The following is an 11993-nucleotide window of genomic DNA, read 5'->3' as shown; positions in this document are numbered from 1 at the left end:
CCATCGTGCCGCAAAGGAAGCATGGATTGCTTCGTCGCTATCGCTCCTCGCAACGACAGATGAGAGTAGAGCACCTCACGTCTTATCGCGGAAATACGGCTCGACCGGGCCGTGGACCTTGAGGGTCAGCGGGTTGCCGTGGCGGTCCCTGGCATTGCCGGCGGTGACGCGCACCCAGCCCTCGCTGATGCAGTATTCCTCCACATTGGTCTTCTCGACGCCCTTGAAGCGGATGCCGACGTCGCGCGCGAGGATCTCGGCATTGTGATACGGGCTGTTCGGATCGACCGAGAGGCGGTCGGGAAACTGGTCGTTGGTCGCCTTGTCGGTTTCGCTCACAGCAGTGCCTCGATGTCTTTTCTGATGCTCTCGGGGGTCGCGGTCGGGGCGTAGCGCCCGACCACCCTGCCCGACCGATCGACCAGAAATTTGGTGAAATTCCATTTGATCGACAAACCCAGCAGTCCCGATTTCGCATTCTTCAAATGCTCGAACAGCGGATGCGCCTGGCTGCCATTGACGTCGACCTTGTCGAACATCGGAAACGTCACGGCATACCTGGTTTCGCAGAACGCCTCGATCGCCTTGGCGTCGCCCGGCTCCTGGCCGCCGAACTGGTTGCAGGGGAAGCCGAGCACTGCAAAGCCGCGCGGCGAAAAATCGCGATGCAGTTGCTCGAGGCCCTTGTACTGCGGCGTGAACCCGCAGCCGCTCGCGGTGTTGACGATGAGCAGCACCTGACCCTCGAACCGCTTCAGCGGAACCTGTTCGCCGGCGAGCGACTTGGCCGAAAATTCATGAATGCCCGGCATCGTGCGCTCTCCAGATTAGCCGAACGGATCGATCGCCGCCGACGGCGTGCCGCCCGCCTCGATCGCCTCGCCGGCGGCAAGGCACAGATCCTCACGGTAGCGGCCCGAGACAAGCTGGACGCCGACAGGAATGCGCCCCACCAGCCCGGTCGAAACCGTCAGTCCCGGAAGGCCCATGAAGGGAATGGCGATCTGCGGTGTTTGCGCGCGCCAGACCCGCGCGAACGACGCTTCATCCTTGCGATCGAGCTGATCGGGAAACGGCAGTTCGCCGGATACCGGCATCAGCAAGACAGGGTATTTCTCAAGGAACGCCAGCCATTCGCGCGTCAAGGTCGCCCGCCGCGTCAGCGTCCGGGACAGGTCGAATGGAAACACGTTTGCCCGGTTGCCGCGCAGGCAGGCGAGCGCGCCGGGATCGCCCTCGCGCTCGGCGGCTTCCAGCTGCGCCTCATAGCCGTCGCCGAGCCAGAGCTTGGTCTGGAGATCGGCCGCCTCGCGAAGCGACGGCGTGTCGGCGACTTCCTCGACTTCCCAGCCTGCACGCTGCAGTCGCTTGCCGGCATCGGCAATTGCGGCCTTCACCTCGGCAACTGGATTGAGTCCGTCAGGGTTAAGGCACATCGCGACGCGCCTGGGGCTTGCCGGCCCCTCCAGCGGCGCCGGCACCCACCAGGGATCGCGCGCGTCCCTGGCTGACATCGCCGCCAGCGCGATCCTGAGATCGCCGATGGTCCGCGCCAGCGGGCCCGAGACCGCGCTGATCTGCGGCCCGATCGGCCGTTCGGCTAGCGAGGCATTGAACGCCGGGATGCGCCCGATGGTCGGCCGCAGGCCATGCACGCCGCAGGCATAGGCGGGATAGCGGATCGATCCGGCAATATCGGTGCCATGCGCGATATGGCCGATGCCGGCCGCGACCGCAGCCCCCGCGCCGCCGGACGAGCCGCCCGGCGTAATCGAGGGGTCGCGGGGGTTCTTGGTGTCGCCATGCATGAGGTTGGTGGTGAACCAGCGATAGGAGAACGCCGGGCAATTGGTGCGCCCCAGGATGATCGCGCCCGCCTTCTGCAAATTGTCGATCACGGGACTGTTGCGCGTGGCGATCACGTCGCGCTGCAGCTTCAGCCCGTTGGTGGTGGCAAAGCCTTGCTGGTCGATATTGACCTTGACCGTGACCGCGACGCCGGCCAGCGGGCCGGCATCCTCGCCGCGCCCGATCGCCGCGTCGATCGCGGAAGCCTGCGCCAGCACCTCCGCCGCGTTGTGATCGACGACGGCGTTGATTTTGGGGTTCACGGCGTCGAGCCGGGCCAGCGCCGCCGTCGCCGCCTCCTTCGCCGAGACTTTCCTTGACCTGACCAGCGAGGCCATTTCCTGAGCCGACAGCCGCCAGAGCTCCTGCATGCAAAACTCCCTTTAATGGCTGCCGTTGTAGCGCTGTCCCCGCGGCAACGCCAGCGGCGGCGAACCCGGCCCTAAAGAGCAGATACTGGTCTGAAGCCGCGCAACCGGCGCGTTGACCGGGCGGACAATGCAAGAAGGCGTCGCGCCGTCAGTGCTTAGTAACGGAATTGCCTGGGGTATCGAGGATCGCTTCCGTGAACGGAAACTCGAGCACGATCTCGCCCTCGTCGTCGGTTACCTCGATGGTCGCATTCAACAGCGCGCCGTCGGCGCCATCGGTCTTCAGGAGCTCCCGGATCATGGCGCGCGCCATTTCCCAGGCGCGGTCGGGATCCCCCAGCACTTCGCCATCGGGGTCGGAAATCAGCTCGTCGCCGATACGGGTGTTAAAGAAATAGCGTGGCATCGGCGGGAACCCTGGCCTCGATTGGAACCCCTGAACCGGGCCCCCGTTACAAGCTTCTGATATCGAGCGCTACCGCTCCTCTGATCCAGAAGAGCCCTGCCTGGCGCTCATGGCAATCACCAAACGCCGGATCCCACGGTCTTTTGACTGCAATATCCAGAGACCCATATCGTATTGCGACGCAGCGTTGGCAACCGGGGGGTGACGAAAGATTTCATTGGCGAACTTTTTCATCCGGGGTAGCTTGTCATCGTTCGCTGGGTTGATCTCATAGCAGAGGAGCGCCAAATGGCCTGGAAAGCACCGAAAATCGTCGAAGTGCCTGTCGGCATGGAAATCAACATGTACGTGTGCGCGACCCGCAAGTAAGCGGCAGGGTCGGCTCATACACCACGTGGTGAACTTCCGGGGCTGACACGTTCCCGAACGCGTCAGCGCCGAGGCGTGATTGCGACGGTTGTGCCGCAAGCTTGAGACCAGGAGACGGGGTATGCTTCGCATCGTCGTCCTGGGCGCCGCCGCAGGCGGCGGCATTCCACAGTGGAACTGCGGATGTCGGGTGTGCCTGAGGGCGCGAAGCGACCATCCTGAACTGAAGAGCACCCAGGCCTCGATCGCGGTCAGCGCCGATGGCGAGCACTGGTATCTCGTCAACGCCTCGCCCGACCTGCGCCAGCAATTGATCGCGACGCCGCAGCTTCACCCCAAAGCGGGGCTGCTCAGGCACAGCCCGATCGCCGGCGTAGTCCTGACCAATGGCGAAATCGACGCGGTCGCAGGCCTGCTATCGATGCGCGAGGGCTCGCCCTTCACGCTCTACGCGCACGAGCGGGTGCTTGCGATCATCAAATCCAACAGCATCTTCAACGTTCTGAACGAAGCTACCGTCAAGCGCCTGCCAATCGAGGTGGACCAGGCATTCGAGCCTGCGTTGCCCGACGGTTCCCCGTCGGGTATGGAAATTCTTCCCTTCGCGGTTCCCGGCAAGGGCGCGTGGTATCTGGAAGGCAAGGCGCACCCCTCGGGTGGCGATGCTGCCGGCGATACGCTCGGCCTGCGGATTCTGGACAAGACGAGCGGAAAGTATTTCTATTTCCTCGCCGCCTGCGCGCGCGTCACGGAAGATCTGAAGTCGCGCCTTTCGGGCGCAGCGCTGGTGTTTTTCGACGGCACCGTGTGGCGCGACGATGAACTGATCGTCGCTGGCCTCGGCACCAAGACGGGACAGGGCATGGGTCATATTTCGATGTCGGGCGATCACGGGGCGATCGAGAGCCTGGCCGGCCTCGATATCGGCCGGAAGGTGTTCCTGCACATCAACAACTCCAACCCGGCGCTGCTGCGCGGTTCGGACGAGCGCGGGATCGTCGAACGGGCGGGCTGGCACATCCCCGCCGACGGAACGGAGATCACGCTGTGAACGCCGTGGCCACAACCGGAATGACCGCGCTGTCGATCGGCAAGGGCGTCATCCTGCGCAGCGCCGAGGAGCTGGAAGCGATGCTCCGCCATATCGGCGCGACGCGCTATCACAACCTGCATCCCTTTCACCGCCTGCTGCACGGCGGCAAGCTCAGCAAGGGCCAGGTGCAGGCCTGGGCGCTGAACCGCTATTATTACCAGAGCACGATTCCGCTAAAGGACGCGATGGTGATCTCGCGGTTCCGCGATCGCGCGACCCGCATCGAATGGCGGCACCGGATCGAGGATCATGACGGCGATGCCGGTACGGAAGGCGGCATCGAACGCTGGCTCAAGCTGACCGAGGGGCTCGGACTCGACAGCGCTTATGTGGAATCGACCGAAGGCATCCTGCCCGCAACGCGGTTTGCGGTGGAGGCTTACGTGCATTTCTGCCGCGACAAGACGCCGTTGGAGGCGATCGCCTCCTCGCTCACCGAACTGTTTGCACCTGATCTGCATGAGGAGCGCATATCGGGCATGCTGCAGCACTATGATTTCGTCAATCCTGAGATCATGAGCTATTTCAGCCGCCGCCTGACGCAGGCCCCTCGCGACGCCGGCTTCGCGCTGGAATATGTCAAGGCCCACGCCCAGACGCCGGCGGAGCGGGAGGCGGTCTGCAACGCGCTGATCTTCAAGACCAATGTGCTATGGGTTCAGCTCGACGCGCTGTATCATGCCTATGTCGAGGGCCACATTCCGCCCGGCGCATTCGTGCCGCAGGCAAATTGATGGGCTGAAAATGATGGACCCAAACTAATAGAGCGAAACTGACAAGCGGGAACCGGGATTGGATGGCGTCAAGCCGCAACATCAGCGTCAGGGAGACGAGTCGGCCGAAATTGCCGCGCCACACCCGGCTGAAATTCGATGAGACGCGGCAGGTCTGGGTGATCCTGGCGCCGGAACGCGTGCTGGCGCCGGACGAGATCGCGGTCGAAGTACTGCAGCTTTGCGACGGCGCCCGCAGCGTCGCCGACATGGTCGATCAGCTCGCCGCCAAATACGCCGCCCCGCGCGAGGCGATCTCAACCGACGTCATCGCCATGCTGCAGGATCTCGCCGACAAGGGCTTTTTGACCGAAGCGCGCGAGAACACCGCATGAGCAACGCTTTCGCCGACGGCAAGGCAGCCAGCGCCGCTCCCCCTGATGGGCTCGCTGTACTTGAGCAGCGGCGCTCGACGGCGGAAACCTTCGGCATTCCGCTCGCGGTGCTGGCCGAGCTGACGCATCGCTGCCCGCTGCAATGTCCCTATTGCTCCAACCCGGTCGCACTCGACCGCGGCGGCAGCGAACTCACGACCGAAGAATGGAAGAAGGTGCTAGGCGAGCTCGCCGAAATCGGCGTGCTTCAGATTCACTTCTCCGGCGGCGAGCCGACCGCGCGTAGGGATCTGGTCGAGCTGGTGCGGCATGCCACCGACGTCGGGCTTTACACCAATCTCATTACGTCGGCGGTGCTTCTGACCAGGGAGAAATTGTCGGCGCTGGCAGATGCCGGGCTTTGCCACGTGCAGATCAGCTTCCAGGGGAACGAGCCGGTCGTCGCCGACCGCGTCGCCGGACTGAAGAACGCGCATGAGAGAAAGATCGAGGCCGCGAAATGGACCCGCGAACTCGATCTGCCGCTGACGGTCAACGCCGTCATGCACCGCCAGAATCTGCATCAGCTCGCCGACATCATCCAGATGGCGGTCGGTCTCGACGCCGATCGGTTGGAGATCGCCAATGTCCAGTATTACGGCTGGGCGCTGAAGAACCGCGCCGCGCTGATGCCGACGCAGGAACAGATCGAAGCGGCCAGCCGCATCGTCGAGGACGCCGCTATGCGGTTGAAGGGCACGCTTGCGATCGACTATGTGGTGCCGGACTATTACGCGCTGCGGCCAAAGAAATGCATGGGCGGCTGGGGACGCCAGTTCTTCAACATTTCACCCGCCGGCAAGATCCTGCCCTGCCACGCCGCCGAAAGCATCACCGGGCTTGAATTCGACTCGGTGCGCTCCAACCGTTCGATCGCCTGGATCTGGCAGAACTCCGAGGCCTTCAACCGCTATCGCGGCACCGGCTGGATGAAGGAGCCATGCAGGAGCTGCGAGTACCGGGAAGTCGATCTCGGCGGTTGCCGCTGCCAGGCTTTTGCACTGACCGGCGATGCCGGCAATACCGATCCGGCCTGCACGCTGTCACCGATGCACGAGCAGATATTCAAGGACGCCGAGCGCGAAGCCGCCGCCGGAGAAAATCGCTTCCTCTATCGCAATTTCGCCGGCGGCACGCTGGAGACGGAAGGCGAACATGGCGCCTGACGCCGATGCCGGCACATCCATCAAGCGCGCCGATCCGTTTGCCCCGCTGACGTCGGAACAATTCGCCGTCGGCGACGGCCACGATATCCATGTTGAAAGCGTTGGACGCGCCGGCGGCGTTCCCGCGGTCTATTTGCACGGCGGACCGGGCAGCGGCTGCCAGCCAGACCATCGCCGGCTGTTCGATCCCGAGCGCTTCCATGCGGTGCTGTTCGACCAGCGCGGCGCCGGACGCAGCCGCCCCAGGGGCAGCCGCGACGCCAACACATTGCCACATCTGGTCGCGGACATGGAATTGATCCGCGGGAAATTCGGATTTGAGCGTTGGATGATCGTCGGCGGCTCGTGGGGCGCGACGCTGGCGCTGGCATATGCACAGGCGCATCCCGAGCGCGTCGCCGGCATCGTGCTGCGCGCGGCTTTCCTCGGCACCATCGCGGAAATCGAAACCGCCTTCCTGAATGTGTTGCCGCGTCTCTATCCCGACCTCTACGACGACTTCCTGAGCGTGCTGGCGGAGACCGAGCGCGCCCAACCGCTGCAGGCCTATTTTCGACGCATCCTCGATCCCGATGCGGCCGTGCATGGCCCGGCGGCGCGGGCCTGGGGCGAGACCGAGCGCATCCTGTCCGAACACGCGCCAAGCCGCACGAGAATCGATCTGTCGGCGCTGCACTCGTCACGTAACTTGCCGGCAACGCCGTTCATGGAAGCGCACTACTTTTCCAGCGGCTGCTTCCTGCAGCCGAACCAGCTGATCCGCGACGCCGGCAAGCTGAAGGATATTCCGGGCATCATCGTGCAAGGCCGCTACGATTTGTTGTGCCCACCCGCCAAATCGCACGCGCTCGCGGCCGTCTGGCCTGCGGCCGAAATTCGCGTTGCCGAAGGTGCCGGGCACACCCTGTATGACCCCGGTGTCCGCGACGCCGTGATGAAGGCGATCACGGACATGGCCTCCAAAATCAACAAACAGGACTAAAGAAATGCCATTGGCCGGAAAAGGCATGCTGCTGACCTCCATGAACATCGCCGCCTCAGACGAGGCCGAGTTCAATCGCTGGTACGACCGCGAACATCTCGAGGAGCGTGTCGCAATCGAAGGCTTCCTCGAGGCGCGCCGCTATGTCGCGCATGCAGGCAACCCGAAATACCTCAGCCTGTACTCGACCAGGACGTTCGAGGTGCTGGACAGTCCGGCCTATCGCGCCGCGCTGGCCAACCAGACGGCGTGGTCGAAGGCCAACATCGGGCGCTTCAAGGACATGATACGCGCGGTCGCGCGCATCACGGTCAGCCGCGGCACCGGCCGTGGCGCCGCACTCGGCATCGTCAGGCTGCGTCCCACGGCCGGCAGCGAAGAAAAGCTGCGCTCAGTGCTGCGCGAGCTGCTCAATCCGGCCGAACTCGACGGAATCGTCTCCATGCACCTGATCGAGAGCGACCTGGCATTGTCCAAGCCGATCACCAACGATCCGTCCGCGCCAAATCCCGGTGCCGGCGACTGGTTCGTGTTGATTGACGCCACCGATGTGGGCGCGGTTCCGCCCGCGGCGGCGCGGCTGACCGGCAATGTCACACTTACGCCAACCGCGATCTCAAGTGGCGTTTACCGGTTGATGTGGGACCTCGCAAAGAGCGATCTCGGCGGCTAAGGCTGCGTTCGTTGTTTCTGCGCCGCACATGCTGCACTGCCGCATAAGCGCTGAGACGTTAACAACAGGCGCCCATGCATTTGGGGGCCGACGCTCGCGCAAAATTGCCTTTGTGCGAAGTCTTGAATGGCTCTAGTAACATAAGCCTATGATCCAATTCGAAATCCGCAACAGCGCCGACTGGGCGTTCGCAGGCAAAAATGAGGCCGCGCTTTCCTTGAAATTGCGCGGACATGGTAGGAATGAAACCGACTGACATCTCGGCGCCAGACTACTTTCATAAAGTAGTCGATTGCCAATGGGCGTGCCCCGCTCACACGCCAGTTCCCGAGTATATCCGTCTGATTGCAGAGGGGCGTTACAGCGACGCCTACATGATCAACTGGAAATCGAACGTGTTTCCCGGAATTCTGGGACGCACCTGCGACCGCCCGTGCGAGCCCGCCTGCCGCCGCGGCCGTGTCGAGGAAACGCCGGTCGCGATCTGCCGCCTCAAGCGCGTCGCCGCCGACTTCAAGGACGACGTCAGACACCGGATGCCGAAGCCAGCGGTAAAGAACGGCAAACGCATCGCGCTGGTCGGCGGCGGCCCGGCCTCGCTTGCGGTGGCGCGCGACCTCGCCCCGCTCGGTTATCATTGCACCGTGTTCGATGCCGATCCGAGGGCGGGCGGTATGATGCGGAGCCAGATCCCGAAGTTCCGGCTGCCGGACGCGGTGATCGACGAGGAAACCGATTACATCCTCAACCTCGGTGTCGAGTTCAAGGGCGGCCATCGCATCGACAGTCTGAAGGAGCTGCTTGGTAAAAACTACGACGCCATTTTCGTCGGCTCCGGCGCGCCGCGCGGTCGCGAGCTTGACATACCGGGCCGCAAGGAAGCCGCCGCCAACATCCATATCGGGATCGAGTGGCTGTCGTCGGTGTCGTTCGGCCATGTCGAGAAGATCGGCAAGCGCGTCATCGTGCTGGGCGGCGGCAACACCGCGATGGACTGCTGCCGCACTGCGCGCCGCCTCGGCGGCGACGACGTCAAGGTGATCGTGCGCTCCGGCTTCGAGGAGATGAAGGCGAGCCCCTGGGAAAAGGAAGACGCGATTCACGAGGATATTCCGGTCCTCAATTTCATGGTGCCGGTTGCGTTCACCCATGACAACGGCAGGCTCACCGGCGTCACCTTCCAGAAGGTGAAGGCTGAATACGACAAGAATGGCCGCCGCAACCTAGTGCCCGCGGGCGAGCCCGACCAGACCATCCCTTGCGACGACGTGCTGATCGCGGTCGGCCAGGAAAACGCCTTTCCCTGGATCGAGCGCGACTGCGGCGTCGAATTCGACAAATGGGGCATGCCGCAGGTCGATCAGAAAACCTTCGCCTCGACCCATCCGAAAGTGTTCTTTGGCGGCGACGCGGCGTTTGGTCCGAAGAACATCATCTGGGCGGTCGCGCACGGCCACGATGCCGCGCTGTCGATCCACAAGATGATTTCGGGCGAAGACATTACCGAGCGTCCGCTTCCCGAGGTGCAGATCTCCTCGCAGAAGATGGGCATCCACGAGTGGAGCTACGACAACGACGTCTCCGGCGACAAGCGCTACAAGGTGCCGCATCGCGACAAGGTGATCGCGCTGAAGGACATCCGTACCGAGGTCGAGCTTGGCTACGACGTCAAACTCGCGCTCGGCGAGGCGCAACGCTGCCTGAACTGTGACATACAGACGGTGTTCTCGGCGCCCGCCTGCATCGAATGCGACGCCTGCGTCGACATCTGCCCGATGGACTGCATCACGTTCACGGAGAACGGCGAGGAAGCGGACCTCCGGCAGCGGCTGAAGGCCCCCGCGCCCAACCGCGACCAGGACCTGTATGTCGCCGACGGCCTCAAGACCGGGCGCGTCATGGTCAAGGACGAGGACGTCTGCCTGCATTGCGGCCTGTGCGCCGAACGCTGCCCCACCGGCGCCTGGGACATGCAGAAATATCTCATCGATATGACCTATGCGGGATCAACATGTCAGTCCAAAGCCCGATCAGCAGCGTAAACGACTTCGTCGTCCGCTTCGCCAACGTCAACGGCTCGGGTTCGGCGAGCGCCAATGAATTGTTCGCCCGCGCCATCCTGCGTCACGGCGTGCCGGTCAGCCCGCGCAACATCTTCCCCTCCAACATCCAGGGGCTTCCGACCTGGTATGAGGTGCGCGTCACCGAAGCCGGCCATCTCGGCGCCCGCGGCGGCGTCGACCTGATGGTGGCGATGAATCCGCAGACCTGGGACAAGGATGTCGCCTCGATCGAGACCGGCGGCTACCTGTTCTACGACTCGACCAAGCCGTTGCCGTCGTCGAAGTTCCGCACCGACATAACCGTGATCGGCGTGCCGCTGACCGCGATCACCAACTCGACCTATACCGATCCGCGCCAGCGCCAGCTGTTCAAGAACATCATCTATCTCGGCGCACTCTGCGCCTTGCTCGATATGGATCCGAAGCTGGTCGAGAAGCTGTTCGGCGAACAGTACAAGGGCAAGGAAAAGCTGTTGTCCTCCAACGTCCACGCGCTGCATCTCGGCCGCGACTGGGCGCTGCAAAACCTGAAGTGCCCGCTCGGACTGCGGGTGAAGAAGGCCGACAAGGTTGGCGAGCGGATATTCATCGAGGGCAACAGCGCGGCTGCGCTCGGCGCCGTCTATGGCGGTGCTACCGTCTGCGCCTGGTATCCGATCACGCCGTCGTCCTCGCTGGCGGATGCGTTCGGCGCCCATTGCAAGAAGCTGCGGCACGATCCGCAGACCGGCAAGGCGAAATACGCCATCGTGCAGGGCGAGGATGAACTGGCCTCGATCGGCATCGTGATCGGCGCGTCCTGGAACGGCGCGCGCGCCTTCACCGCGACGTCCGGCCCCGGCATCTCGCTGATGACCGAATTCATCGGCCTGTCCTACTTCGCGGAGATTCCAGCCGTCATCATGAACGTGCAGCGCGCCGGCCCCTCGACCGGAATGCCGACCCGAACCCAGCAGTGCGACATCATTGCGTGCGCTTACGCCTCGCATGGCGATACCAAACACATCCTTTTGTTTCCGGAAGACCCGGCCGAAGCCTTCGAATTCGCGGCGGCTTCCTTCGACCTCGCCGAGCGGCTGCAGACCACGATCTTCCTGATGCTCGATCTCGACATCGGCATGAACCACCGGCTGTGCCGCCCGCTGAAGTGGGATGACGGCAGGCAGTATGACCGCGGCAAGGTAATGACCGCCGAAATGCTCGACGAGCCCGGCCGCGATTTCGGCCGCTATCTTGACGTCGATGGCGACGGCATCCCCTTCCGCACCTATCCGGGCACCCACCCGACCAAGGGCTCGTTCTTTACCCGCGGCACGTCGCGCGACCGTTACGCGCGCTATTCGGAGGAAGGTGCGGTTTACGCCGACAACATGCAGCGGCTGGTGCGCAAGTTCGAGACCGCACAGGACATGGTGCCGCGGCCGTTGCAGGCCAACGCCGCGAAACCGACCAAGTACGGCGTCATCTATTTCGGCTCGACCTCGCCGGCGATGGACGAGGCGATCGGGCTACTGGAAGCGCGCGGCCATCAGCTTGACCGCCTGCGCATCCGCGCCTTCCCGTTCCACTCCAGCGTGGCGAGCTTCATTGCGGATCACGATTTCGTCTACGTGGTCGAACAGAACCGCGATGCCCAGTTGCGCCAGCTGATTGTCAACGAGAACGGCATCGACCCGGTCCGGCTGGTGCCGATCCTGCACTATGACGGCACGCCGATCACTGCGCGCTTCATCGCTAATTCCATCGGCGACCACCAGGACCACCTGAAAGTGACCCCTCTTCGCAAGGCTGTGTCATGACCGATGTGTTGATCCCTCCGGCGTCATGCCCGGCCTTGTGCCGGGCATCCACGCCTTCCTTTTTCTCGGCCAAGAC

The 11993-nt window shown here is 63.5% G+C and carries 13 protein-coding genes; 9 read left to right on the top strand and 4 right to left on the bottom strand.

The window, feature by feature from the left end; all coding sequences use genetic code 11:
- Positions 1-75: 75 nt before the first annotated feature.
- The 4 genes from Q0D31_RS17050 to Q0D31_RS17035 all read right to left on the bottom strand — a co-directional run bounded on the left by Q0D31_RS17050 (position 76) and on the right by Q0D31_RS17035 (position 2625).
- Positions 76-339: a DUF3297 family protein gene (locus Q0D31_RS17050; RefSeq protein ID WP_291853513.1), complete on the bottom strand. Its 264-nt coding sequence runs from the start codon at positions 337-339 to the stop codon at positions 76-78.
- Entirely contained in the window at positions 336-812 is a 477-nt protein-coding gene (locus tag Q0D31_RS17045; protein ID WP_291853511.1) for a glutathione peroxidase, read from the bottom strand. Before Q0D31_RS17045 ends, Q0D31_RS17050 begins: the two co-directional genes overlap by 4 nt.
- Positions 813-827: 15 nt before the next feature.
- Positions 828-2219, bottom strand: coding sequence for an amidase family protein (locus Q0D31_RS17040; RefSeq protein ID WP_291853508.1), 1392 nt, complete (start codon positions 2217-2219; stop codon positions 828-830).
- Between the two features lie 148 nt (positions 2220-2367).
- Positions 2368-2625 (bottom strand): hypothetical protein, encoded by a 258-nt coding sequence (locus Q0D31_RS17035; protein WP_291853505.1) that lies wholly within the window; start codon positions 2623-2625, stop codon positions 2368-2370.
- Positions 2626-2913: 288 nt separating this feature from the next.
- Between Q0D31_RS17035 and pqqA the strand changes: the two genes are divergently transcribed.
- From pqqA to Q0D31_RS16990, 9 genes are all read left to right on the top strand, one after another.
- Positions 2914-2994 (top strand): pyrroloquinoline quinone precursor peptide PqqA, encoded by an 81-nt coding sequence (gene pqqA / locus Q0D31_RS17030; protein WP_200474103.1) that lies wholly within the window; start codon positions 2914-2916, stop codon positions 2992-2994.
- A gap of 121 nt (positions 2995-3115) precedes the next feature.
- On the top strand, positions 3116-4045 hold the full coding sequence (gene pqqB / locus Q0D31_RS17025; protein WP_291853503.1) for a pyrroloquinoline quinone biosynthesis protein PqqB: 930 nt from the start codon (positions 3116-3118) through the stop codon (positions 4043-4045).
- On the top strand, positions 4042-4821 hold the full coding sequence (gene pqqC / locus Q0D31_RS17020; protein ID WP_291853500.1) for a pyrroloquinoline-quinone synthase PqqC: 780 nt from the start codon (positions 4042-4044) through the stop codon (positions 4819-4821). The genes pqqB and pqqC overlap by 4 nt, the downstream gene beginning before the upstream one ends.
- A 62-nt stretch (positions 4822-4883) precedes the next feature.
- Positions 4884-5195 carry a pyrroloquinoline quinone biosynthesis peptide chaperone PqqD gene (gene pqqD / locus Q0D31_RS17015; protein WP_291853497.1) on the top strand — a complete coding sequence of 104 codons (312 nt, stop codon included), beginning with the start codon at positions 4884-4886 and terminating at the stop codon, positions 5193-5195.
- Positions 5192-6400, top strand: coding sequence for a pyrroloquinoline quinone biosynthesis protein PqqE (gene pqqE / locus Q0D31_RS17010; RefSeq protein ID WP_291853493.1), 1209 nt, complete (start codon positions 5192-5194; stop codon positions 6398-6400). The genes pqqD and pqqE overlap by 4 nt, the downstream gene beginning before the upstream one ends.
- Positions 6390-7382, top strand: a complete 993-nt coding sequence (pip, locus tag Q0D31_RS17005; protein ID WP_291853490.1) for a prolyl aminopeptidase — start codon at positions 6390-6392, stop codon at positions 7380-7382. Before pqqE ends, pip begins: the two co-directional genes overlap by 11 nt.
- A gap of 4 nt (positions 7383-7386) precedes the next feature.
- Positions 7387-8055 (top strand): DUF4286 family protein, encoded by a 669-nt coding sequence (locus Q0D31_RS17000; RefSeq protein ID WP_291853488.1) that lies wholly within the window; start codon positions 7387-7389, stop codon positions 8053-8055.
- Between the two features lie 242 nt (positions 8056-8297).
- Complete coding sequence (locus Q0D31_RS16995) at positions 8298-10097, top strand: FAD-dependent oxidoreductase (RefSeq protein ID WP_291853485.1); 1800 nt, start codon at positions 8298-8300, stop codon at positions 10095-10097.
- Positions 10067-11917 (top strand): 2-oxoacid:acceptor oxidoreductase subunit alpha, encoded by a 1851-nt coding sequence (locus tag Q0D31_RS16990; RefSeq protein WP_291853482.1) that lies wholly within the window; start codon positions 10067-10069, stop codon positions 11915-11917. The genes Q0D31_RS16995 and Q0D31_RS16990 overlap by 31 nt, the downstream gene beginning before the upstream one ends.
- Positions 11918-11993 lie beyond the last annotated feature (76 nt).

The sequence above is a fragment of the Bradyrhizobium sp. genome (assembly GCF_022844465.1).
GTDB lineage: Bacteria > Pseudomonadota > Alphaproteobacteria > Rhizobiales > Xanthobacteraceae > Bradyrhizobium.
The sequence above is the reverse complement of the archived record's forward strand: the minus strand, read 5'-3'. Positions and strand labels throughout refer to the sequence as shown.